The organism is Nocardioides halotolerans DSM 19273 (assembly GCF_000422805.1).
GTDB lineage: Bacteria > Actinomycetota > Actinomycetes > Propionibacteriales > Nocardioidaceae > Nocardioides > Nocardioides halotolerans.
Window position 1 is genome coordinate 650,993 of record NZ_KE383923.1, and the last position, 22,502, is coordinate 673,494.

At 73.1% G+C, this 22,502-nt stretch carries 28 protein-coding genes and 1 tRNA gene; 7 read left to right on the top strand and 22 right to left on the bottom strand.

Annotation, left to right across the window (positions count from 1 at the left end; genetic code table 11):
* Window positions 1-6 precede the first annotated feature (6 nt).
* From G514_RS0118015 to G514_RS27580, 3 genes are all read right to left on the bottom strand, one after another.
* On the bottom strand, window positions 7-414 hold the full coding sequence (locus tag G514_RS0118015; protein WP_028652895.1) for an OsmC family protein: 408 nt from the start codon (window positions 412-414) through the stop codon (window positions 7-9).
* Window positions 407-1,801, bottom strand: coding sequence for a magnesium chelatase ATPase subunit I (locus G514_RS0118020; protein WP_028652896.1), 1,395 nt, complete (start codon window positions 1,799-1,801; stop codon window positions 407-409). The genes G514_RS0118015 and G514_RS0118020 overlap by 8 nt, the downstream gene beginning before the upstream one ends.
* A gap of 64 nt (window positions 1,802-1,865) precedes the next feature.
* Window positions 1,866-2,243, bottom strand: coding sequence for an SseB family protein (locus G514_RS27580; RefSeq protein WP_036565158.1), 378 nt, complete (start codon window positions 2,241-2,243; stop codon window positions 1,866-1,868).
* Between the two features lie 91 nt (window positions 2,244-2,334).
* On the opposite strand from G514_RS27580, the gene G514_RS0118030 reads away from it, so the two are divergent.
* Entirely contained in the window at window positions 2,335-2,718 is a 384-nt protein-coding gene (locus tag G514_RS0118030; RefSeq protein ID WP_028652897.1) for a YchJ family protein, read from the top strand.
* On the opposite strand, the gene G514_RS0118035 is transcribed toward G514_RS0118030, so the two are convergent.
* From G514_RS0118035 to G514_RS0118050, 4 genes are all read right to left on the bottom strand, one after another.
* Window positions 2,711-3,127 carry a VOC family protein gene (locus G514_RS0118035; protein WP_028652898.1) on the bottom strand — a complete coding sequence of 139 codons (417 nt, stop codon included), beginning with the start codon at window positions 3,125-3,127 and terminating at the stop codon, window positions 2,711-2,713. The two genes, G514_RS0118030 and G514_RS0118035, sit on opposite strands and share 8 nt — an antisense overlap.
* 67 nt (window positions 3,128-3,194) lie before the next feature.
* Window positions 3,195-4,379 (bottom strand): lipid-transfer protein, encoded by a 1,185-nt coding sequence (locus tag G514_RS0118040; protein ID WP_028652899.1) that lies wholly within the window; start codon window positions 4,377-4,379, stop codon window positions 3,195-3,197.
* Window positions 4,376-4,825 carry a Zn-ribbon domain-containing OB-fold protein gene (locus G514_RS0118045; protein ID WP_028652900.1) on the bottom strand — a complete coding sequence of 150 codons (450 nt, stop codon included), beginning with the start codon at window positions 4,823-4,825 and terminating at the stop codon, window positions 4,376-4,378. Before G514_RS0118045 ends, G514_RS0118040 begins: the two co-directional genes overlap by 4 nt.
* A 62-nt stretch (window positions 4,826-4,887) precedes the next feature.
* Window positions 4,888-6,300, bottom strand: a complete 1,413-nt coding sequence (locus G514_RS0118050) for a cystathionine beta-synthase (RefSeq protein WP_028652901.1) — start codon at window positions 6,298-6,300, stop codon at window positions 4,888-4,890.
* A gap of 40 nt (window positions 6,301-6,340) precedes the next feature.
* Between G514_RS0118050 and G514_RS27585 the strand changes: the two genes are divergently transcribed.
* Together G514_RS27585 and G514_RS0118060 are read left to right on the top strand one after the other, a co-directional pair.
* Window positions 6,341-7,396 carry an SGNH/GDSL hydrolase family protein gene (locus G514_RS27585; protein ID WP_036565159.1) on the top strand — a complete coding sequence of 352 codons (1,056 nt, stop codon included), beginning with the start codon at window positions 6,341-6,343 and terminating at the stop codon, window positions 7,394-7,396.
* The gene (locus G514_RS0118060; protein ID WP_028652902.1) at window positions 7,393-7,887 is read left to right on the top strand and encodes a DinB family protein; all 495 of its coding nucleotides are present in this window, start codon (window positions 7,393-7,395) and stop codon (window positions 7,885-7,887) included. Before G514_RS27585 ends, G514_RS0118060 begins: the two co-directional genes overlap by 4 nt.
* Window positions 7,888-8,489: 602 nt before the next feature.
* Here the strand turns inward: G514_RS0118060 and G514_RS30460 are convergent.
* Window positions 8,490-8,825 carry a hypothetical protein gene (locus G514_RS30460; protein ID WP_157544959.1) on the bottom strand — a complete coding sequence of 112 codons (336 nt, stop codon included), beginning with the start codon at window positions 8,823-8,825 and terminating at the stop codon, window positions 8,490-8,492.
* Between the two features lie 155 nt (window positions 8,826-8,980).
* Between G514_RS30460 and G514_RS0118065 the strand changes: the two genes are divergently transcribed.
* From G514_RS0118065 to G514_RS0118080, 4 genes are read left to right on the top strand one after another with little or no spacing between them, the layout of a single operon-like run.
* Complete coding sequence (locus G514_RS0118065) at window positions 8,981-9,790, top strand: ABC transporter ATP-binding protein (RefSeq protein WP_051247748.1); 810 nt, start codon at window positions 8,981-8,983, stop codon at window positions 9,788-9,790.
* Complete coding sequence (locus G514_RS0118070) at window positions 9,787-11,121, top strand: FtsX-like permease family protein (RefSeq protein WP_028652904.1); 1,335 nt, start codon at window positions 9,787-9,789, stop codon at window positions 11,119-11,121. The genes G514_RS0118065 and G514_RS0118070 overlap by 4 nt, the downstream gene beginning before the upstream one ends.
* A 14-nt stretch (window positions 11,122-11,135) precedes the next feature.
* Entirely contained in the window at window positions 11,136-12,356 is a 1,221-nt protein-coding gene (locus G514_RS0118075) for a sensor histidine kinase (protein ID WP_028652905.1), read from the top strand.
* 8 nt (window positions 12,357-12,364) lie between these two features.
* Window positions 12,365-13,009 (top strand): response regulator transcription factor, encoded by a 645-nt coding sequence (locus G514_RS0118080; protein ID WP_028652906.1) that lies wholly within the window; start codon window positions 12,365-12,367, stop codon window positions 13,007-13,009.
* Window positions 13,010-13,095: 86 nt separating this feature from the next.
* Here the strand turns inward: G514_RS0118080 and G514_RS0118085 are convergent, their stop codons facing one another.
* The 14 genes from G514_RS0118085 to G514_RS30465 form a co-directional block, all read right to left on the bottom strand.
* Complete coding sequence (locus G514_RS0118085) at window positions 13,096-13,980, bottom strand: Bax inhibitor-1/YccA family protein (protein ID WP_028652907.1); 885 nt, start codon at window positions 13,978-13,980, stop codon at window positions 13,096-13,098.
* Between the two features lie 127 nt (window positions 13,981-14,107).
* A complete protein-coding gene (locus tag G514_RS27590) occupies window positions 14,108-14,800 on the bottom strand; it encodes a class I SAM-dependent methyltransferase (RefSeq protein ID WP_084152192.1) in 693 nt (230 codons plus the stop codon).
* Window positions 14,801-15,082: 282 nt separating this feature from the next.
* Window positions 15,083-15,156: transfer RNA gene (locus G514_RS0118095), tRNA-Leu, on the bottom strand.
* Window positions 15,157-15,160: 4 nt separating this feature from the next.
* Window positions 15,161-15,988, bottom strand: coding sequence for a uracil-DNA glycosylase (locus G514_RS0118100; protein ID WP_028652908.1), 828 nt, complete (start codon window positions 15,986-15,988; stop codon window positions 15,161-15,163).
* Window positions 15,989-15,997: 9 nt separating this feature from the next.
* Window positions 15,998-16,273 (bottom strand): hypothetical protein, encoded by a 276-nt coding sequence (locus tag G514_RS0118105; RefSeq protein ID WP_028652909.1) that lies wholly within the window; start codon window positions 16,271-16,273, stop codon window positions 15,998-16,000.
* The gene (locus tag G514_RS0118110) at window positions 16,270-16,461 is read right to left on the bottom strand and encodes a DUF3618 domain-containing protein (protein ID WP_028652910.1); all 192 of its coding nucleotides are present in this window, start codon (window positions 16,459-16,461) and stop codon (window positions 16,270-16,272) included. Before G514_RS0118110 ends, G514_RS0118105 begins: the two co-directional genes overlap by 4 nt.
* Complete coding sequence (locus G514_RS0118115) at window positions 16,461-16,856, bottom strand: phage holin family protein (RefSeq protein WP_028652911.1); 396 nt, start codon at window positions 16,854-16,856, stop codon at window positions 16,461-16,463. Before G514_RS0118115 ends, G514_RS0118110 begins: the two co-directional genes overlap by 1 nt.
* A gap of 29 nt (window positions 16,857-16,885) precedes the next feature.
* Window positions 16,886-17,791: a Ppx/GppA phosphatase family protein gene (locus G514_RS0118120; protein WP_157544965.1), complete on the bottom strand. Its 906-nt coding sequence runs from the start codon at window positions 17,789-17,791 to the stop codon at window positions 16,886-16,888.
* Window positions 17,781-18,293 carry a DUF501 domain-containing protein gene (locus G514_RS0118125; RefSeq protein WP_028652913.1) on the bottom strand — a complete coding sequence of 171 codons (513 nt, stop codon included), beginning with the start codon at window positions 18,291-18,293 and terminating at the stop codon, window positions 17,781-17,783. Before G514_RS0118125 ends, G514_RS0118120 begins: the two co-directional genes overlap by 11 nt.
* Window positions 18,290-18,901, bottom strand: a complete 612-nt coding sequence (locus G514_RS27595; RefSeq protein ID WP_084152193.1) for an FtsB family cell division protein — start codon at window positions 18,899-18,901, stop codon at window positions 18,290-18,292. The genes G514_RS0118125 and G514_RS27595 overlap by 4 nt, the downstream gene beginning before the upstream one ends.
* Before the next feature lie 3 nt (window positions 18,902-18,904).
* A complete protein-coding gene (gene eno / locus G514_RS0118135; RefSeq protein WP_028652914.1) occupies window positions 18,905-20,197 on the bottom strand; it encodes a phosphopyruvate hydratase in 1,293 nt (430 codons plus the stop codon).
* An 87-nt stretch (window positions 20,198-20,284) separates the two neighbouring features.
* On the bottom strand, window positions 20,285-20,887 hold the full coding sequence (locus G514_RS27600) for a nucleoside triphosphate pyrophosphohydrolase (protein WP_036565162.1): 603 nt from the start codon (window positions 20,885-20,887) through the stop codon (window positions 20,285-20,287).
* 10 nt (window positions 20,888-20,897) lie between these two features.
* Complete coding sequence (locus G514_RS0118145; protein ID WP_157544967.1) at window positions 20,898-21,623, bottom strand: SurA N-terminal domain-containing protein; 726 nt, start codon at window positions 21,621-21,623, stop codon at window positions 20,898-20,900.
* Window positions 21,624-21,718: 95 nt separating this feature from the next.
* Window positions 21,719-22,255, bottom strand: a complete 537-nt coding sequence (locus tag G514_RS30465) for a hypothetical protein (RefSeq protein WP_028652916.1) — start codon at window positions 22,253-22,255, stop codon at window positions 21,719-21,721.
* Window positions 22,256-22,502 lie beyond the last annotated feature (247 nt).

Sequence of the window (22,502 nt, forward strand, 5' to 3'; positions counted from 1 at the left end):
GGTGGCTTAGCCATCGGTCCGCTCCACCGGCGCACCGCGCCGGACCGCGCGCGGGATCTCGGCCAAGTCGTCGACGCGCGCCAGCACCCGCGCTACCAGTGCCTCGTCCTCGGCGCTGTCGACCCGCACGGCGTACGACACCCCGGTCGAGGACCAGTCGACGTCGAACCCGCCGCGCGCCTCCACGGCCACGCCGTCCACGACCAGCCCGTCGGCGCGCGCCTCGCGGAACACGTCGTTGAGCACGCACAGGGCGACCGCCGCGTGGAACACGTGGGCACCGGTGCCGCCGCCCTCCACGGACACGCCCGCGTCGGTCCAGGCGTGCGGCAGCACGAACGCCGGCTCGTCGTGGCGCAGCGAGCCTGCGGTCAGCCGGACGGCGAAGTCCGCACCTGTCTCGGGACTAGCCATAGACGGTCTCCCCGCCGCCGCTCTCCTTGCTGATCTTGCGTGCGAGGTAGAGGCCCTCGAGAGCCAGCTCGATGGCACCGGCGCGCTGGCCGTCGTTGGTCGCGCCGACCCGGTCGCAGATCTCGTCGTAGAGCTCGGACTCGCCCAGCACGGGCAGCCCGGTGAGGAAGTCGCGCGCGGTGACCTGCTCGCCCGTCGTCACCATCATGCCGTTCTCCAGCGCCTCCACCAGGAGCGCGAAGTCGAGCCCGCGGAAGGTGTGCCGGACCGTCTCGGCGGTCGCGGTGCGCAGCAGGTGGGTGAGGATCTCGGTCTCCCGACCCTCCTCGCCGGTCTCGAACTCGATCTTGCCGCCGAGCACGTCGATCGCGGTCTCGAGGTCGACGACCCGGGCCACCGCGTCCTCCTCGCCCTGCGAGGTGGCGCGGTGCAGCGCGGCGGCCGCGATCGTCTCGGCACCGGCGATCGCGAACCGGGCGGACACCCCCGAGCGCTGGTCGACCGACGACGACTCGCGCAAGTTGCCGGTGAAGCGGGCGAGCACCTCGACCAGGTGGTCGGGCACCTCCGCGACGAGGTGCGCCTCCTGCCGGATGACCGCGATCTCGTCCTCGAGCTCGGTCGGGTAGTGGGTGCGGATCTCGGCGCCGAAGCGGTCCTTGAGCGGGGTGATGATGCGGCCGCGGTTGGTGTAGTCCTCCGGGTTGGCGCTCGCGACGACGAGCACGTCGAGGGGCAGGCGCAGCACGTAGCCGCGGATCTGGATGTCGCGCTCCTCCATCACGTTGAGCATCGCGACCTGGATGCGCTCGGCCAGGTCGGGCAGCTCGTTGATCGCGACGATGCCGCGGTGCGAGCGCGGGATCAGCCCGAAGTGGATGGTCTCGGGGTCGCCGAGCGACCTGCCCTCGGCGACCTTCATCGGGTCGACGTCGCCGATCAGGTCGGCGACGCTCGTGTCGGGAGTGGCGAGCTTCTCGGCGTACCGCTCGTCGCGGTGCCGCCACTCGACCGGCAGGTCGTCCCCCAGCTCGGCCGCGCGCCGGCGCGACTCGTGGGTGATGGGCTCGTAGGGGTGCTCGCCGAGCTCGGACCCGCCGATCACCGGGGTCCACTCGTCGAGCAGGCCGACGAGGGTGCGCAGCAGGCGGGTCTTGCCCTGCCCGCGCTCGCCGAGCAGCACCACGTCGTGGCCCGCGATGAGGGCCCGCTCCAGCTGCGGGATGACGGTGTCGTCGAACCCGTGCAGGCCCGGCCACGGGTCGCGGCCCTCGCGCAGGGCATCGAGGAGGTTGTCGCGCAGCTCGGTGCGCAGGGCCTTCTGGACGTGGCCGGAGGCGCGGAGCGCGCCCAGCGTCGTGGGCCGAGACGTGGAGGAAGCAGTCACCCCTCCACGCTACTCAGCGCCACAACAACTGGACGCCGTCTCCGGTTAGGTCGTACGGCGGCCGCTACTCCGGGCCGGCGGCGCCCGCACCGACGAGCCCCGGCAGCGCGCGCACCACGTCGGACGGCAGCGTGAGGCCGTCGGGGCTGGCCGGGTCCACGGCCAGCCACAGGTCGTCGGACGGCCAGCCCGCAGCGAGCTGCGCCACGGCGATCTCGATCGCGGACGCCGGGTCGGCGCCGGCGGAGGCCAGGGCCTCCGACGAGGTGAACACCGGCACGAAGTGGTTGCCGTCCTGCTCGATCACCGGCAGGGCGATCGCGCCCTCCGGCGGCGGCTCGGCTCCTTCGGGCAGCTCCTGCGGCAGGAAGGCGGTGCTCTGCGCGAGCTCGGTCAGCACCTGCTGGGCGTCGGGGATCAGGTCAGGGTTGGGTTCGGACATCCAGGAACGGTGACCATCGAGCCGATCTCCATTCCCCGTGGCCGCGATTTGTCTACCGAGGCTCGTGCTGGTGGGTGGCTAGCGTGGAGTCATGGGACGCGTCGACTGCCCGTGCGGCTCCCTCGAACGCTACGACGCGTGCTGCGGCCGTCTGCACCGCAGGCAGGCCGAGGCGGAGACCGCCGAGGAGCTGATGCGCTCGCGCTACGCGGCGTACGCCGTCGGCGACCTCGACCACGTCTTCCGCACCTGGCACCCGCGCACCCGGCCCGACACGATCGAGCCCGACCCGACGCTCACCTGGACCGGGCTGACGGTCCTCAACGTCCTCGCCGGCGGCACCGGGGAGGACGCCGGCGAGGTGGAGTTCGAGGCGGCGTACGAGCGCGCCGGACGTCCGGGCCGCCGCCGCGAGCGGAGCCGCTTCGAGCGCCGCCGCGGTCGATGGGTCTACGTCGACGGCGTGCTCAGCTAGCGCTGCCAGAGCCGGAGATGTTGACCAGCCAGTTGATGCCGAACTTGTCCTTGAGCTGCCCGAATGCGTCGCCCCAGGGCGCCACCTCGAGTGGCACGTCGACGTGGCCTCCATCGGCGAGCCCGTCCCAATAACCGCGCAGCAGGTCGTCCTCGTCGCCACTGAGGCTGATGTGGCCGTTGGGTGTGTGCTCGCCGGGGCTGTCTGCGGCCATGATCGTGAAGCCCGCGTCGCTGGTGAGCTGGGAGTGCATGACGCCGTCGGCCGGGATCGGGTTGCCTTCGTGCTCGGTCATGCCCATCTCGCCGAACGTCATGACGGTGAGCTCCCCGCCGAAGACGGACTGGTAGAACGCCATCGCCTCGGCGGTGTCGCCGTCGAAGTTGAGGTAGGGGTTGAGGATCGCCATGTCATCTCCTGGTCGGTTGGTGCGGTTGACGCTAACCAGACCCGCCGACAGCGCGGCACTCATCGCGCTAACGGCTGAGGAGCACCGACGAGCCGTGGCCGAACAGGCCCTGGTTGGCCGTGATGCCGACCCGCGCGCCCTCCACCTGGCGGCCGGTCGCCTGGCCGCGCAGCTGCCAGGTCACCTCGCACACCTGGGCCAGCGCTTGCGCCGGGACCGCCTCGCCGAAGCAGGCGAGCCCGCCCGAGGGGTTCACCGGGATCCGGCCGCCGATGGTGGTCTCGCCGGCCCGGAGCAGCGACTCGGCCTCGCCGCGCCCGCACAGGGCGAGGTCCTCCATCCAGTCCAGCTCGAGCGCGGTCGAGAGGTCGTAGACCTCGGCCAGGCCGACGTCCTCCGGCCCGATGCCGGCCTCCTCGTAGGCCGCGTGGGCGATCGACTCCTTGAAGGTCAGCTCCGGAGCCCCGCCGGTGCTCGCGTCGGTCGAGAGGCTGGGCATGTCGAGGATCGTGTTGGGGAACGTCGGCGTCACCGTGGAGACCGCGTTGATGCGCACCGGGTCGGCGAGCCCGAGCTTCCTCGCGAACTCGGTGCTGGCGACCACCACCGCGGCCGCGCCGTCGGAGGTCGCGCAGATGTCGAGCAGGTGCAGGGGGTCGGAGACCACGGCGCTCTCGAGCACGTCGGAGACCGAGACCTCCTTGCGATAGCGGGCGTTCGGGTTCTCCAGCCCGTGCCGGGCGTTCTTCACCTTCACCGCGGCGAAGTCCTCCGGCGTGGCGCCGTAGAGGTCCATCCGCCGGCGCGCGTAGAGCGCGAAGTACGCCGGGTTCGTCATCCCGAGCAGCCGGAACCGCAGCCAGTCGGGGTCGTCCCACCGCTCCCCCGCGTTGGGGGCGAGGAACCCCTTCGGCGTGGTGTCCGCGCCGACCACGAGCGCGACCTCGGAGAGCCCCGCCAGGATCCGCGCCCGTGCGGTGTCGAGCGCCTGGGCGCCGGTCGCGCACGCGGCGTACGACGTGGCGACGCGGGCGCCGTTCCAGCCGAGCGCCTGGGCGAACGTCGCGCCGGCGACGTAGCCGGCGTAGCCGTTGCGGACCGTCTCGCCGCCGACCACGAGGTCGACCTGGCTCCAGTCGATGCCGGCGTCGTCGAGCGCCGCGCGGGCGGCCACCACGCCGTACTCGGTGAACGGCCGGCCCCACTTGCCCCACGGGTGCATGCCCACCCCGAGGACCGCCACCTCGCTCACTGGTCCGCCTCCTCGCCGAGCTCGGTCACGGGCTTCCAGCGCCAGATGAGCAGCTCGCCGTCGAGCGGCTCGACGACGAGCTCGACCTCGGCGCCGACATGGAGGTCCTTGACGCCGTAGCCGTCGGCCACCTGGCCGAGCACCGTCAGCCCCTCGTCGAGCTCGACCGCGGCGAGCGCGAACGGCTCGTAGGGGTCGGTGCGCGCGACGTAGGGCGCGGGCGGCTGGTACTGCGCGTCGGTGTAGCTCCACACCGTCCCGCGCCGGCTCAGCTCCGCGACCTCGAACTCGTCGCCGTCGCAGGTGGGGTTGCGGCAGAACGCCGCCCCGTCCGACGACGCCACCGGCGGGAAGTACGTGGTCGCGCAGGTCGTGCACCGCGACCCGAGCAGCCGCGGCTCCGGCCCGGTGGTGAACCACCCCTCGACCGCTGGACCCAGGCTCATGCCGCCTCCGGAAACTAGAACGTGTTCTCATTCTAAGGCACGGTCACGCGGGTGCGGCGCGGCTACTCCCGCGTCCCGGCCAGGAACGCCAGCAGGTCCTGACGGGTCAGCACGCCGACCGGCTTGCCGTCCTCCTGCACGAGCACGGCGTCGGCGCTCTCGAGCATCGCCACGGCGTCGCGGGCGTCCTCGGTCGAGCCGACGGTCGGCAGCGGCGGGCTCATGTGGTCCTCGACGCGGTCGGTGAGGCGCGCGGTGCCGGCGTAGAGTGCGTCGAGCAGCGCCCGGTCGGAGACCGAGCCGGCCACCTCGGCCGCGACGATCGGCGGCTCGGCGCGGACGACGGGCATCTGCGAGACGGCGTACTCCTGGAGGATCGCGACCGCCTCGGCGATGGTCTCGTTGGGGTGGGTGTGGACGAGGTCGGGCAGCCGGCCGTCCTTGCCGCGCAGCACCTCGCCGACGGTCTGGGTGTGATCGCGCAGCGCCTCGGTCGGGAAGCCGTACTGCGCCAGCCAGTCGTCGTTGAAGACCTTGGTCAGGTAGCCGCGGCCGCTGTCGGGGAGCAGCACGACGATCACCGCGTCGCGCTGCCCGGCGGCGGCGAGCTCCTGGGCGAGCTGCCGGGCGGCGTACGCCGCCATGCCCGACGAGCCGCCGACGAGAAGGGCCTCCTCGCGGGCCAGCCGCCGGGTGAAGGCGAACGAGTCGGCGTCGGACACCTCGATCACGCGGTCGGCGACCGACCGGTCGTAGGTCTCGGGCCAGAAGTCCTCGCCGACGCCCTCGACGAGGTAGGGCCGCCCCGAGCCGCCGGAGTAGACCGAGCCGGCGGGGTCGGCGCCGACGACCTGGATGTCAGGGTTCTGCTCCTTGAGGAAGCGGCCGACGCCGCTGATCGTGCCGCCGGTGCCCATGCCGGTCACGAAGTGGGTGATCCGGCCCTCGGTCTGCGCCCAGATCTCGGGCCCGGTCGACTCGTAGTGCGAGCGCGGGTTGTGCTGGTTGGAGTACTGGTCGGGCTTCCACGCGCCGGGCTGCGAGGCGAGCCGGTCGGAGACGTTGTAGTAGGAGTCGGGGTGCTCGGGCGCCACAGCGGTCGGGCACACGACGACCTCGGCGCCGTAGGCCTTGAGCACGTTGCGCTTGTCCTCGCTCACCTTGTCGGGGCAGACGAACACGCACTTGTAGCCGCGCTGCTGGGCCACCATCGCCAGCCCGACGCCGGTGTTGCCGGACGTCGGCTCGACGATCGTGCCGCCCGGCTGGAGCTCGCCCGAGGCCTCGGCGGCGTCGATCATCCGGGTGGCGATGCGGTCCTTCACCGACCCGCCGGGGTTGAGGTACTCCACCTTCGCGAGGACGAGCGGCCCGTCACCTCCGTCACCGCCGCCCGCAGGCAGGTCGAGGGTCTGGCGGAGCCGGACCAGCGGGGTGTTGCCGATCAGGTCGAGGACTGAGTTGGCGTACTGCACCCTGCTGATCCTTCCAGTTACCGGTCCGTAGCATGGAGTCGTGGGGAAGGCCGGGGCCGCGCGCAAGCTCGCCTCCGCCGCGGCGTACGGCGGTGGCGGCCTGTCCGTGCTCGGCGGAGCGCTCTACGGCCTCCTGCGCGCCGAGGCCCAGCTCGCCCGCCGCACCATCGGGGAGCCAGGCGACGTGACGCCGCCCGACGCGACCGGCTGGTACGGCCGCGGCCGCCCCGGGCCTGCGCTCAAGATCGTGCTGCTGGGCGACTCCAGCGCCGCGGGGTACGGCGTCGAGCGGGTCGAGGACACGCCCGGAGCGCGCCTCGCCAGCGGTGCCGCGGAGCGCGCGCACCGCCGCGTCTACCTGCGCGCGTTCGCGAAGATCGGTGCGCGCTCCTCCGACCTGGCCGGCCAGCTCGACCAGGCGCTGCCGATCGAGCCCGACGTCGCCGTCGTCCTGATCGGCGCGAACGACGTCACCCACCGCGTCCGGCCGGCCAGCTCCGTCGGTGACCTCGTCGAGGCGGTCCGGCGGCTCCGCGAGGCCGGCGTGGCGGTCGTCGTCGGCACCTGCCCCGACCTCGGCACCGTCAAGCCGATCCCGGCGCCGCTCAAGCAGGTGGCCCGCACCTGGTCTCGGCGCCTCGCCGCCGCCCAGACCATCGCCGTCGTCGAGGGCGGTGGCCGGACGGTGTCGCTGGGCTCGGTGCTCGGTCCCGAGTTCGCCGCCGCGCCCGGGGTGATGTTCGGCCCCGACCGGTTCCACCCCTCGGCCGCGGGCTACCGCGCGCTGGCCTCCGTGCTGCTGCCCTCCGTGCTCGCCGCGGTCGGCCTGATCCCCGACGACGAGGCCGCGCCCGAGGCGCTGCGCGGCGAGGGCGTGCTGCCGATCACCGCCGCCGCCCTCCAGGCCGTCAACGTGCCCGGCACCGAGGTCGACGGCACCCAGGTCGCCGGCCGCTCCCGCGGCGTGCGTGGTCGTTGGGTCGAGCTGCGGCACCGCCGCAGCCAGCCGCAGTCGGAGGGCGAGGCGCCCGACACCAGCGAGGACCGCGAGGAGCACGACGAGGACGACGAGCCGGCGGGTACCACCACGGCGTGACCGAGACCCAGCGCGAGCCCGTCCCCCGCATCGACACGAGCGAGAAGGACACCGCGCTCGCCTTCCTCCGCTTCGCCCGCCACTGCCTGGTCAAGAAGACCGAGGGGCTCGACGACGAGCAGCTGCGCCGCACACTCGTGCCGTCGGGCACCTCCCTGCTCGGCTTGGTCCAGCACGTGACCGACGGCGAGCGGTGGTGGTTCGGCTACCACGTGGCCAAAGACGCACGGTGGTCCGACGTCGACTTCAGCATGGCGGTGCCGCCCGACCGTCCCGCGGCCGAGGTGTTCGCCGCCTTCGACGAGGCCGTCGCCGCGAGCGACGAGATCCTGGACGGCGTGACCGACCTCGACGCCCCGCTCGCCGCGCTCGTCGACGGCGAGCAGCTGAGCGTCCGCTGGGTGGTCGCCCACACGACCAGCGAGCTCGCCCGGCATGCCGGGCACGCCGACATCATCCGCGAGCTGATCGACGGGGTCACCGGACGCTGACTGGATGTGTCCCTTTCACGGCTGATTCAAGCCCGCGAGAAACACGCTCTCATGCCGATGTCGGAGGGAGCCCGACGGTGCCGATGCCCGGGCGTGACTCGAGGTTGCTGATGTGGGTTCGCAGGCACTGCGGCGGTGGATAGTTCTCCCATGCGTCAACAGCCACAGCCTCGGTATCGCAGAGCAGCGGCATGGGTCTCCGCGTGCGCAGTTCTAGGTGTGGCCATTGCGCTGACGGCCTTCCTTGTCGGTCAGCGCCATCCACATGTCGTAGAGGATGACGTCAGCTGCCTCTCCGCAGAGGGCTCCATCTCGTGTGAGCTGGACGATGGCTGGACCATCGCAGTCCCGACAGATGTGAGCTGGACCGACACGCGTGGCTCCTCGCACTCTCGCGGCCGCCCTACCTGCCTTCCCCCGACCGGCCGAGGGCTGGAAGGACCCGTTCGGCTGACATGGATTCCTGTGACCGTCGACGGTGTGGGTTGGCGGCAGGTGCTGTCAGTGACCTGCTTGTCCTGAGCACGGGGTCTGGCGCCCGACCCGGCGGAGCACCATGTCGCGACCTGCGCGATCCGCGCGATCAAGCCGACGTTAGGGCGCTAGTCGTCGTCCCAGCCCACGAGCACTTTGATCTCCCACGGTCCACCTGGTCCGCTGCGCTCGGCGATGTGTCCTGGCGGCATCGTTGCGAGGTCAGCGATCGAACTGTTCATGGCTACGGCGTGTGCGATGTGAGCGATCTCTGAAGCGCCGGGCAGGTTCGGATCGCTGACACCGTCTCCGATCGCCCAGGAGCCATCAGGTGTATGAACCACTTCTCGGGCTGGAAGTTCTCCGGCCAGCACGGTCCGCTGGACGAACGCCCCGAGGTTCGAGGGAAACCGTCCGCCCTCGTAGGGGAACGGCAAGCGCTGGAAGATCTCCTCGTCGGTCACGGCTACATGCTGACATCCGCAATGCGCCCGGACATGCCGCTGCCTGGGGCCGACTGCACACCCATCGAGAGGCGGCGAGGGGTAGGCAAAACCCCACCTCGGTTGGCGGTCCAGACCCATCGAGCGCGCGCCCCGGCGTTCCTAGCGTCATGGGCATGAACTCACACACCAGTCAGCCCACACCCAGTGGTCCGCCGCCGGCCCTCGCCGTGCGCGGGCTCGCCCGGACGTACGGCGAGGGGGCCGGCGCCGTCCGGGCCCTCGCCGGGATCGACCTCACCTTCCCGACCGGCACCTTCACCGCGGTGATGGGCCCGTCGGGGTCGGGCAAGTCGACGTTCCTCACCTGCGCCGCCGGCCTCGAGCGCCCATCCGAGGGCCGCGTCGTCATCGCGGGCGAGGACGTCACCGACTGGAGCGAGGAGGACCGCACCCGGCTGCGCCGCGAGCGGATCGGCTTCGTCTTCCAGTCCTTCCACCTGATGCCCTACCTCACCGCGGCGCAGAACGTCGGCCTCCCGCAGCGGCTCGCCGGCCACCGTCCCGACCGCAAGCGCGTGCAGGCGCTGCTCGACCGGGTCGGCCTCGGCGACCGCGCCGGCCACCTGCCCGCCGAGCTCTCCGGCGGCCAGCAGCAGCGCGTCGCCATCGCCCGCGCACTCGTCTCCGACCCGGCCGTGATCTTGGCCGACGAGCCCACCGGTGCGCTCGACTCCGCCACCGCCCACGAGGTGCTCGCCCTGCTGCGCAGCAGCGTCGACGACGCCGGCCACGTCGGCGGCGGCCAGACCGTCGTGATGGTCACCCACGACCCGGTCGCGGCGGCGTACGCAGACACGGTGGTCTTCCTCGTCGACGGCCGGATCGCCGGCACCATGGCCCGGCCGACCGCCGACGCCGTCGCCGGCCAGCTGGCCCACCTCGACGAGCTCGTCGCCGAGCACAGCATGGGGGCGGCGTCATGATGCGGCTCGCGCTCGCCTCCCTGCGACACCGCGCCACCGCGTCGACCGCGACGTTCCTGACCGTGCTGCTCGGCACGGCGCTCATGGGGTCGTTCGCGACCCTCGCCCAGGCCGCCACCGGCCCCGTGTCGTCGACCGACCAGGACACGCTGGTGATCATGGGCGCAGTCGTCGGCGGCTGGGGCGCGCTCATCGTGCTCTTCGCCGTCGTCTCGACCGTCGGCATCACCGTCACCCAGCGCGAGACCGAGATCGGGCTCCTGCGCACCGTCGGCGCCACGCCGCGGCAGGCCGCGCGCCTCGTGCGCGCGGAGACCTTCGTCGTAGCCGTCGTCGCCTCGGCCGCCGGCGCCCTGCTCGCCTCGCTCGGCGGCCGCGCCCTGCTCGAGATGCTGCGGCACGGCGACGTGGTCGCCGACTCGGTCCGCTACCAGGGCGGGGCGGCCCCGGCCGGCACGGCCGTGCTGATCGTGCTGGTCAGCCTCCTCGGGTCGGGCCTCGCCGCCCGCCGCGGGACGCGCGGGCCCGCCTCCATCACCCCGAGCGAGAGCGCACGTGGCAGCCAGCGGCTGCGCGCGTGGCGCGTGGTCGCGGCCGTGCTGCTGGCCGCCTACGGCCTGGCGATGGGCGTCGTCACCGTCACGGTGACCGCCCACGACCCCGACCCGTACGCCGCGATGTCGACCTCGGGCTCGTGCGCGATCCTCGTGTCGCTGGGCCTCGCCTGCGTCGCCCCGTGGCTCCTGCGGCACCTCTCGGTGGTCGCGAAGCCGCTGCTCGGCTCGAGCGCGGCCGCCCACCTGGCGGCGTACAACACCCGGCGCCGGGCCCACCTGCTCAGCGGCGTGCTCGCGCCCGTGGTGGTGCTGACCGCCGCCTCGGTGAGCGTGCTGATGGCGGTCGGGACCGACAGCCGGACCCGCCCCGCGGGCTTCGAGCAGGACGCTCGCACGATCAACCTGCTCAACAACGTCGTCGTCGGGATGGTCGTGCTGTTCGCGGCCGTCGTCGTGGTCAACACGTTCGCGGCCGTGGTCGCCCACCGGCGGGCCGAGCTGCACCGGCTCTGGCTGCTCGGTGCGACCCCCGGCCAGGTGGAGTCGTCGGTGCTCGCCGAGGCCCGCGTGGTCGCCGGCATCGGCGTGGTCCTGGGCCTGGTCGCCTCGCTCGCCACGGTGGTCCCGTTCGGGATCGCCCGCCACGAGGGCGTCGTCCCCGACGGCGAGCTGTGGCTGCCGGTCGTGATCGCGGTCGGCGTGGTCCTGCTGACGCTCGGCTCGGCGCGCTCCGCGGTGCGGCGTGCGGCGCCCTCGACGGGGGCCGTGCGATGACAGACTGGTCCGCGATGCCTCTCCAGCCGATCACGACGGTCCGGCCGGCACCCGTCGACCGCGCCGCTCTCGTCGAGCGGCTCCGGCTGACCGGGGTCTCGCTCGGCTACGCGCTGTCCATGGCACCGGCCCTCGCGCTCGGCATCCTCACCCTCCTCTGCATCCCATTGGGGCTCGTCACGGCCGGCTTCGCGCTGGCGCTCGCGGTCGTGCCCGCGACCGCCGCGCTGACCGGCGTGCACCGGCGGGTCAGCGGGGAGCTGCTCGGCGAGGAGGTCGCGGCGTCGTACGCCGACACCACCGGGACCAACGTCGTGACCCGGCCGGTCCGCTGGCTCACCGACCGCGCGCGGTGGCGCGACGTGGGCTTCCTGTGGTTCTCCGCGACCGGCGGGTTCGTGCTCTCCGTGCTGCCGGTCGCCCTGCTGGTCGCGCCGCTGACGCACCTGGTCGGGCTGGTCGTCGACGGCGGCTTCTGGTGGGCGCTGCTGGCGCTGCTCGACGCGCCGCTGCTGCTGGCCTGGTGGCTGGTGACCCCGTCGCTGGTGCGGGCCCGCGCCGTGGCCGAGCGCAACATCCTCGGCCACACCCGGCTGGAGGAGCTCGAGCGCAGGGTCGAGGAGGTCACCACCTCCCGCACCGAGACCCTCGACCACAGCGCGGCCGAGGTCCGGCGCATCGAGCGCGACCTGCACGACGGGGCGCAGGCTCGCATCGCCTCGGTCGGCATGAACGTCGGCCTGGCCGAGAAGCTCATCGCGACCGACCCCGAGGGGGCCGCGGCGCTGCTGCGCGAGGCGCGCGAGACGACCGTCGACGCGCTCGAGGACCTGCGGTCCGTCGTCCGCGGCATCCACCCGCCGGCCCTGGCCGACCGCGGGCTGGCCGGCGGGATCGAGGCGCTCGCGCTGCCGATCCCGCTGCCGGTCACCGTCACCGTCGACGCGCCCTCGCTGCCGCCGCCGGTCGAGTCGGCCGCCTACTTCGCGGTCGCGGAGTGCCTCGCCAACACGGTCAAGCACGCCGGCGCCACCCGCGCCTGGGTGCGGGTGCGCCACGACGGCGAGGTGCTGCACCTCGTGGTCGGCGACGACGGTCGGGGCGGCGCCGACCCGGGCGGCTCCGGCCTGGCGGGGGTGGGGCAGCGACTCGCGGCGTTCGACGGCACGATGAGCGTCGAGAGCCTCGCCGGAGGGCCGACGGTCGTGACCATGGAGGTGCCGTGCCCGCAGTGACCGCACCGCTGCGGGCCGTGCTCGCGGAGGACCAGGCGCTGCTGCGGGTGGGGCTCACCCGCATCCTCGAGGCGAGCGACATCGCGGTGGCCGCGGCGGTGGACAACGCGCCGCAGCTCGAGGCGCTCCTCGCGAAGGACGACTTCGACATCGCGATCGTCGACGTGCGGCTCCCGCCGACGTTCTCCACCGAGGGCCTCACGGCCGCGATCGGCGCGCGGGCCGCCCGCCCCGGGCTCCCGGTGCTGGTGCTCAGCCAGCACGTCGAGCCGATCTACGCGCGCGACCTGCTCGCCAGCGGCGAGGGCGCGATCGGCTACCTGCTCAAGGACCGCGTCGCCGACGTCGACGAGTTCGTGGCCACCGTACGCCGCGTCGCCTCCGGCGGCACCGTGCTCGACCCCGAGGTGGTCGCGGGCCTGGTCTCCGGCTCGGCGGCGCGGCCGCTCGACCGCCTCACCGACCGCGAGCGCGAGGTGCTGACGCTGATGGCCGAGGGCCGCTCCAACGCGGCGATCGCCGCCCGGCTGTACGTCTCGGAGAAGGCGGTCGGCAAGCACACCAACGCGATCTTCACCAAGCTCGACCTGCCGCAGGCGCACGACGACAACCGTCGGGTGCTCGCCGTCCTCGCCTGGCTCCAGGGCCAGTGATCGCAGGCCACACATGACGACGGCCCCGGGAACCATGGTTCCCGAGGCCGCCGGAGCCGTCCCCGTGTGGAGGGCTCGGCTGGTTGCTAGTTGTCGCTGAAGATCGCGAGCAGGCGCAGCAGGTTGGTGTAGATCCAGACCAGGCTCACGGTCATCGCGAACGCCGCGCGCCACGACTCCTGCTCGGGGATCCGGTTGGCGATCCCCTGCTCCACGAAGTCGAAGTCGAGGATCAGCATGAAGACACCGAGCACCAGACCGGCGACCGCCGTCAGGATGCCGAGGCCGCCGAAGCCGAAGAGGCCGAACGACGAGCCGAACAGGCCCAGGACCAGCTCCATCAGGCTCAGGCCGATCATGCCGAACACGGCGGCGATCACGAACATGCGGAACTTCGCGCCGACCTGGATGTTGAAGAACTTGTAGGCCGCGAGCGTGCCGGCGAAGGCCGCGAACGTGCCGATCACCGCCTGGATGACCAGGTTGCCGGTGCCGGGCGTGGAGTAGATCGAGTCGATGAACTTGCTGAACGCGCCGAGCGCCACGCCCTCGGCGACGGCGAACGCCATCACGAGCGCCGGGCTGACCACGCGCTTGAACGAGTTGACCATCGACAGCGCGAACGCGACGAGCGAGCCGAGGGTCAGAGCGGTGATGAGACCGCCGGGCACCTCGTTGTCGGTGATGTCGCCGGTGACCAGCCAGGTGGCGGCGGCCGCGACGATCACGAGGCCGAGGCTGATGGCGGTCTTCTGGACGACCGTGTCGATCGTCATCGGGCCCGTGGCGGCGGGCGCCCGGCCCAGGTCCTGCGGACCACCGGGCGCGCCGACGGACCACTGCGACGGGTCGGTCTGGGCGTAGCCGGCCGTCGGCGCACCGTTGCCGGCGTAGGTCTGGTTGCCGTACATGTTGGCGCCGCCGCGGTTGAACTCCTCGGACCGACGGAAGATCGGGTTGTTGCTCTGCATGGTCTCTCCTTGGAGGCCGGGGTGAGAGGGCCCAGTGTACGGACCTTCGACAGGTTGAACGCAGGTACGCGCTCCGGCGTTCCCGCCGTTGCTGTGGATTCGCTGAGAGCCGGACGCGCCGGTCAGGTCACCCGCGGCGCGCCACCACCACGGTGTCGGTCGCGACCCGCGGCTCGCCGTCGTGGTTGCGGAAGTCACGTGTCCGGGCCTCGGCGACGTCGACCTCCCAACCGTCGGTCAGCACCGAGGTCACCCGCTCGGGCGCGAACAGCAGGTGCGAGAGTCGCTGGTTGCGAAGGTCGGTCCGGCGCTCGTCGGGGTGGTGCCCGGCGACGATGAGCGTCCCGCCCGGCCGCACGCAGCCGGCGATGGCGCTGTAGACCCGGTCGAAGTGCGCGTCGGGGACGTGCACGTACATCGCGGTGACCAGGTCGGCGCCGCCCGGCAGCGGGTCGCCGGCCACCAGGTCGGCGTGCACCCAGTCGGTGCGGTCGGCGACCCCGGCCTCGCCCGCGTGCTGCCTGGCCTTGTCGAGCGCTACGACCGAGACGTCGGCACCGGTCACCCGCCAGCCCCGCTCGGCCAGCCACACCACGTCGGCGCCCTCGCCGCACCCCACGTCGAGCGCCAGCCCCGGCGCCAGCCCGCCGGCGTGCTCGACGAGCCGCTGGTTGGGTAGGCCCGACCAGACCCGGTCGTGCGCGGCGTACCGCTCGTCCCAGAACGCCTGGCTGAAGACGCGCTCGTCGTCGAGCTCCCCGTGCTCCCCGTGCTCCCCGTCATGACCGTCGTGACCGTCATGTCCCTGGTGCTCGGCCATCACCCTCCCCCACGGACAGCTGTCGGCGGCCGGGGCGTGCGCCCCGACCCCGCAGACCGTACCTTCCTCAGTTGCCACGCTGGAGGGCAGCCGAGGGGGCCAACCGGCCGATCGGCACCGGTCGCCCCGCGTGCGCGGTGGGAACGACGCATCGCCCCCGCTCGCGAACCTGCCACCGCACCCCAGGGCCGTCCACCGTGCGGACTGGTTCTCACGAGCTATCACCCCCTGGGATGAAGGCCGAGGGCCGAGGCCGTGCCTCACCCAGAACGGCCACCACGGTGCCCCCGGTGGGGCTCGAACCCACACTGAGCCGCTTTTAAGGCGGTTTCCTCTGCCGGTTGGGATACGGGGGCGCGCTCAGCGTAGATCCGCGGCCCGGCCGAGCACGTCGTCGAGCATCGGCTCGGTGAGGCGGCCGGTGAACGTGTTCTGCTGGCTCGGGTGGTAGCAGCCGAGCAGCGTGAGCTCGCGGTCCGGCCCGGTCAGCACCGCCTCGACGCCGTGCCCGAAGCGCGCCTTCGGGGTCGGCGGCTGCCAGCCGATGGCGGCGAACGAGCGCAGCGTCGCGTCCCACCCGATCGAGCCGAGTGCCACGACCACGCGGACGTGGTCGACGACGAGCCGCAGCTCGGCCTCGATCCAGGGGGCGCAGGTGTCGCGCTCGGCGGTGGTCGGCTTGTTCTGCGGCGGCGCGCAGCGCACCGTCGCGACCATCCGGGTGTCGATCAGCTCGAGGCCGTCGGCCGAGTCGACGCTGGTCGACTGGGTGGCCAGCCCGACGCGGTGCATCGAGGCGACCAGCCAGTCACCGGAGCGGTCGCCGGTGAAGACGCGGCCGGTGCGGTTGCCGCCGTGGGCGGCCGGGGCGAGGCCCACCACGAGCACCGCGGGCGTCGGCGACCCCCAGCCGGGGATCGGGCGGCCCCAGTAGGGCTCGCCGGCGAACGACGCGCGCTTGGCGACGGCGACGTCCTCGCGCCAGCGCACCAGGCGCGGGCACGCGCGGCAGACCGAGACCTCCGCCTCCACCTCGGCGAGGCTCGCCCGCCCCGCGAGGCGGCGTACCTGCGCCACCGTGTGCGCGACCGGGGTGTCGGGCGCGGCAGGGTCGCCGGGCCAGCCGCTGCCGGGCGGGACCGGCGAGGCGAAAGGCTGCCCGGTGGCCGGGTGCGGGAGCTCGGTCAGGGTCGCAGGCTACGGGGTGGCCTGCATGCCGATCTGGCTGTCGCCGCCCCGGACCTTGTCGGCGGCGGCCGACGCGGCGGTGCTCACCTTGTCTTTGGCGACCTCGGCAGCGGCCGCGGCCTGCTGGGCCGCGGCGTCCTGGGCGCGGCGCGAGACGCGCTGGACCTGGGGGTTGTCGGCGACCTTGCGGGCCGTCGCGGCGATCTGCTCGTAGCGCTGGCGACCGGCCCGCGCTCCGAGCACGTACCCGACCCCGGCTGCGGCCAGCAGTGACAGCTTGCTCATGACCTGCTCCTCTTCACGACGATGACGACGACGGCGACCAGGGCCAGCGCACCGGCCGCGACCGCGGCCTGCTTCGCGGTGGCCTTGGCACGCACCTGGACCTGCTCACTGAGCTGGTTGACGGTGGCGGCCAGCTCCTCGCGCTGGCGGGCGATGTCGGCCTCGAGCTCGGCCTGCTTCTGCGACATCAGCGGTGCCCCTTCGCGGCTTCCACGTCCTGCTTGACCCCGGCGATGGCCTTCTCCGGGGTGGGCGGGGTGGCCTGGGTGACCTGCTTCTTGCCGACCACCGCCGCGACGCCTGCGGCGACGAGCACCACGACCGTGACGATGAGCGCGGACAGCCACAAAGGCAGCGCCAGGTCGAGCGCGATGACCGCGGTCGTCAGCAGCCCGGCCAGGCCGTAGAGCGCCAGGACCCCCGCACCGCTGAACAGCCCGATGCCGACCCCGGCGTGCTTGCCCTTCTCGGTCAGCTCGGCCTGTGCGAGACGGAGCTCCGAGCGCACCAGCTCGGGCAGCTGCTCGGAGAGCCGGTGCACGACGGCGCCGATCGGCTCGTCCGTCTCCTGCTGGGTGGTCATGAGGCGTCGGTGCCCCTGAGCCACGGGTGCTAAACGAGCGACCAGGCGATCCCGTCGAGGATGTCGGACTCCGACGCGACGATGGTCGTCACCCCAGTCCGCGCGAGCACTCGCGCCAGGATCAGCGCGCCGGCGCCGATCACGTCGGCCCGGCCGGGATTCATGAACGGCAGGGCGCGGCGCTCCCCCACCGACAGCGCGACCAGCCGGTCGACGTACGCCGTCACCTCGGCCACGGGCAGCCGCGCCTGGTCGATCGCCGAGCGGTCGTACGACGACAGGCCCAGCACCCCGGCCGCGACGGTGAGGTTGCTGCCGGCGACTCCGACCACGGTCCCCGCCTCACCGACCGGCACCGGCGCGGCGTCGAGGTGCGCGTCGATGTCCGCGACGCACGCGGCCACCTCGTCGGGGGTCGGCGGGTCGCCGGCCAGGTGCCGCTCGTGCAGGCGCACGGAGCCGATGTCCATCGAGTGCGCCGCGTCGACCCGGCCGCGCGAACCGAGGACCAGCTCGGTGGACCCGCCGCCGATGTCGACGACGAGCACCGGCTCGGGGGCTGGCGCGGTCAGGTTGCGGACCGCGCCGTCGAACGCGAGGCCCGCCTCCTGCTCGCCGGTGAGGATGTCGGGCGCGACCCCCAGTCGCTCCTCGACGCCGCGCACGAACACCTCGCCGTTGGCGGCGTCGCGCACCGCCGAGGTCGCGCAGAGCCGCACCCGCGTCGCGCCGTGCTCGCGGATCGTCGCGACGTAGTCGTCGAGGGCCGCGAACGTGCGCGTCAGCGCCTCGTCGGCCAGCCGGCCGGTGGCGTCGACGCCCTGCCCGAGCCGAACGATGCGCGACTCCCGCACCGCGACGTCGGGCAGTGCGCCGACCAGCAGGCGGATGGTGTTGGTGCCGCAGTCGATCGCGGCGACGGGGTCAGTCAACACACGGACCCGGTGCCCACCAGTCGCCGAGGGCGTCGAGCACCTCGTCGCCGAGGGGGTTCGCACCCGGGCCCTGGGCGAGCGCCTGCGCGGCCAGCACGTGCAGGCACTTGACCCGGTCGGGCATCCCGCCGGCGGAGATCCCCTCGATCTCCGGCACCGAGCCGAGCTCGGCGCGCGCGGCGAGGTAGCGCCGGTGCGCCTCGGCGTACGCCGCCGCGAGGTCGTCGTCGGCGCGCAACCGCGCCTCCATCTCCTTCATCAGGCCCGACCCCTCGAGCGAGCCGATGCGCGACGCGGCCCGCGGGCAGGTCAGGTAGAACGTCGTCGGGAACGGCGTGCCGTCGTCGAGCCGGGGCTCGGTGGCCACGACGTCGGGCAGCGAGCACGGGCAGCGGTGCGCGACCGCGTGCACCCCGCGCGGCGTCCGCCCGAGCTGTCGGCCGACGGCCTCGAGGTCCGCCTGGGAGGCCGGCGTCGAGGCCGCGCTCGAGGCCGGCGTCATGGTGCCTCGGGGGTCTCCCCCGCAGAGTCCTCGCCGCCGGTGCCCTTGCGCGTGCCGTCGATCTCGGCGGCGGGCGGCTTGTCGGCCTTCGGCGGGTGCCCCGCCAGCTCGACCGAGGCCCAGCCGTCGCTCCACCACGGGGTCTGGGTGGTCGTGATGACGGTGCTGGGGTCCTGCAGCGACGACGCCGGCTCGAGCGGCTTGCCGTCCTCGCCGAGCACGAGGTAGGTCTTCTCGCCCGGCATGACGTAGCCCAGGCGCTGGCGCGCCTGCTTCTCGACGTACGCCGGGTCGTCCCAGCGGTCCTTCTCCGACTCGAGCGCGTCGATGTTGGCCTCGTGCTCGGCGATCTGGCTCTTGAGGTCGTTGATGTGGGTGCGCTGCTGGAGGTAGGCGCGCAGCGACGACGCGTACGACACGGTCAGCACCGCGAGCACCAGCACCAGCACCGCGGCCCGGCCGGTGAGCCGCGACCGCGGTCGCTCAGCGGTCGTGCCGCCGGCGCGCGCCGGCTCCGGGCGCGGTGCCGCGGCGCGCGCCGGTCGGGGGGCGCCGGGGCGGCGCCCCGGACCGGTGCGACCGCGGGGCCTGCGCTTGTCGGGAGTCATGTCCTAACGATTGAACCGCGGAAATGCGCTCGCGCCGGCGTACCGCGCCGCGTCGCCGAGCTCCTCCTCGATCCGGAGGAGCTGGTTGAACTTGGCCACCCGGTCGGACCGCGCCGGTGCACCGGTCTTGATCTGCCCGCAGTTCACGGCGACCGCGAGGTCGGCGATCGTCGTGTCCTCGGTCTCGCCCGAGCGGTGGCTCATCATGTTGCGGAAGCCCGCGCGGTGCGCGAGGTCGACCGCGTCCAAGGTCTCGGTGAGCGAGCCGATCTGGTTGACCTTGACCAGCATCGCGTTGGCGTTTCCGCCGTCGATGCCTCGCTGGAGCCGCTCGACGTTGGTCACGAACAGGTCGTCGCCGACGATCTGGATCGTGTCGCCGAGCTGGTCGCTGAGGGCCTTCCAGCCGTCCCAGTCGTCCTCGTCGAGCGGGTCCTCGATCGAGACGATCGGGTAGGCCGCGCAGAGCTCGGCGTAGTAGGCCGTCATCTCGGCGCTGGTCTTGGCGGCGCCCTCGAAGGTGTAGGTGCCCTGCCCCGAGTCGGACCGGGCGCAGAACTCGCTGGCCGCGACGTCCATCGCCAGCGCGATGTCGGTGCCGAGGGTCTGGCCGGACGCCTCGACGGCCTCGGCGATCAGGTCGAGCGCCGCGCGGTTGGAGTCGAGGTTGGGCGCGAAGCCGCCCTCGTCGCCGAGCCCGGTCGAGAGCCCCTTCTTCTTCAGCACCGACTTGAGGGCGTGGTAGACCTCGGCGCCCGAGCGCAGCGCCTCCTTGAACGTCGGGGCGCCGATCGGCGCGATCATGAACTCCTGGACGTCGACGTTGGAGTCGGCGTGCGCGCCGCCGTTGAGGATGTTCATCATCGGCACCGGCAGCAGGTGTGCGTTGGGACCGCCGACGTAGCGGTAGAGCGGCAGTCCGGCCGAGTCGGCCGCGGCCCGTGCGACGGCGAGCGAGACGCCGAGGATCGCGTTGGCGCCGAGCTGCGCCTTGTTGGGGGTGCCGTCGGCGTCGAGCATCGTCTGGTCGACGACGCGCTGGTCGTCGGCGTCGAGTCCCTCGACCGCCGGGCCGAGCTTCTGGATCACCGCGTCGACGGCCTTCTGCACTCCCTTGCCGAGGTAGCGGTCGCCGCCGTCGCGCAGCTCGACGGCCTCGAACGCGCCCGTCGACGCGCCGCTGGGCACGGCAGCGCGGGCGAAGGTCCCGTCGTCGAGGACCACCTCGACCTCGACGGTGGGGTTGCCGCGCGAGTCGAGGATCTCGCGGGCGCCGACAGCTTCGATGGATGCCACGGGTGGGTGCTCCTGAGGTGGGGAAGTGCGCGGACGAGTGCGCGGACGCAAGCCTAGTGGCCCTCCGGAGCGCGTCTCGGGAGGTGGTCAGCCGAGGCGGCGTACGGCGTCGCGCAGCGCCTGCTCGGGGTCGACCCCCTCGTCGACGGCCTCGGCCACCAGTGCGAGCAGCCGACCGCCGAGGTCGTCCGGCAGGTCGCGGACCGGCGCACCGCGTTCCAGCGCCTTCGTGGCGTAGAGCAGGGCAGGAAGCGTGTCGGGCAGGCCGTCGGTGAAGGAGTCACGCGGCTTGTCGCGGGCCTTGATGGCCTGCCAGACCTCGTTGACCGCCGCGGCGTCGGCCGGCGGGTCGTCGGAGGCCGGGCCGAAGACGTGCGGGTTCCGCCGGTGCATCTTCGCGGTGATGCCGCGGGCCACGTCGTCGACAGTGAACGCGCCCGACTCCTCGGCGATCACGGCGTGGAAGTAGACCTGGAGCAGGAGGTCGCCGAGCTCCTCGCGCAGCGCGTCCCAGTCGCCTGTCTCGTCGCCGGCGTCGATCGCCTCGAGCGTCTCGTGGGTCTCCTCGAGGAGGTAGCGCGCGAGCGACCGGTGGGTCTGCTCGCGCTTCCACGGGCACTCGGCGCGCAACCGCCGCATCACCGCGAGGAACTCGAGCAGCGGCTCGTGGGACGGCGGGGGCTCGGCCACGGTCGTCGGGCTAGTCGAAGCAGACGAAGCTGCCCGGCAGGGAGCCGGTGTAGGCAGCGCCCGGGTTGGCCGCGATCCCGTTCTTGGCCTGCTTGCTCACCGCGACCGAGAGCGCGGTGTCGACCGGCTCCTCGGCGCCGATCTCGATGGCGTACTTGGGGTTGATGTGCACGTCGTGGTCGGCGACCCAGGCGTCGAGCTGCTTGAGTCCCTCGTTGTACTTGTCCTCCGCGCCGGCGTCGGTCTGGCCTTGCTTCTCCAGCTCGATGCCGCCGATCTGGACCATCACGTCCTGCATGTAGGCCTGCGCGTCCACGACCTCCTGGACGGCGTCCTTCTCGGCGCTGCTGAGCTTGGTCAGCTGCTTCGCGGTCTGGGCGACGTTGCCCTTGTAGTCGGAGGTCGGCGTGACGCCGTAGTCGTCGGCCAGCTGCTCGGCGACCAGCTTCTCGACCAGCGCCGTCGTCACCTGCGAGGTGAGCGTGCTCATCGGGGTCGGCGTGCTGGGCTGCGCCGAGCCGCGGTTGAGCGTCTCGAGCCCCTTGCAGGCGTCGTGGGTCACCTGGTCGACGTGGCGGGTGCTGATGGTCTGGTCGCCGACCTGGGCCGCCAGGCCGGGGTGGAACTGGGTGCCGGCCACGCCGCACCCGGCGAGCAGGAACACCGACACGACGGGGAGGACCGGCAGGGCACGCCGCGTCCGCACGCTCCGCTTCAGCACGCTTCGAGTCGCCACAGCGCCATTGAACACCGGGCCCACACGTGCGGCCGACCCGGGCGGGGGTCGTCGTCCCCCGCCCGGGCCGGTGGCCGGTGTCCCGCGGCGCGTGGTCAGCCCGCGCGCCGGGCCAGGACCCGCGCGACCCGCCTGCGCCGTCGGGGCGCCAGGACGAGGGTCGCGGTGCTCGTGGCCAGCGCGAGCTCGGCCGCGACCGCGCCGACCTCGGCCGGGCTGATCCCCGCCCGGCTGGCGATGCGGGCGTGCTGGCGACGGGTCAGCTCGGCGACCACCGGGTAACCGGCCTCGCGCTGCAGGGCGCGCCAGTCGGCCGGCCGGTGCGTGGTCGCGCGCAGGTAGGCAGCTCGCACCGCGGCGTACGGCGCGACGCCCTCGCCGAGCTCGAGCTCGTGGTCGAGGACGCCCTCGAGCGTGGTCGTGAAGCGCTGGAACAGCGCGCGCACCAGCGTCTCGCGCTCGGGCAGGCCGAGCTGTGCCGGGTCGGCGGCCACGGCGGCGCCGGCGGCCACCGCCTCCTCGCGGGCGAGCCAGCCGTCGAGAGCGGCGGTGCGGGTGCGGTGGTCGGACCAGCCGACCCGGGCCGCGGGCTGGGTCCTGCGGCGGTAGGTGCTGAGCGGCAGTGCGGTCATGACGGGCCTCTTCGGTGTCTCAGGGAGGGAGCGAATGCCTGTCAGGAGTCGCAGTCCTTCGCCCTGATACACCCCGGTCTTGGACCTTCTGTGCATCGGACCCGGCGACGGAATGAGGGCCGAAGCTCGCGGGGGTAAAGCGATGGGAGCGTGGGAGCGAAGCGACCCGGTAGTTCCGAGCGAAGCGAGGCGCCCCGCGATCGGCCTCCGGGCCGTGGCGCCTGCGCCGCAGCGAGCGCCAGCGAGC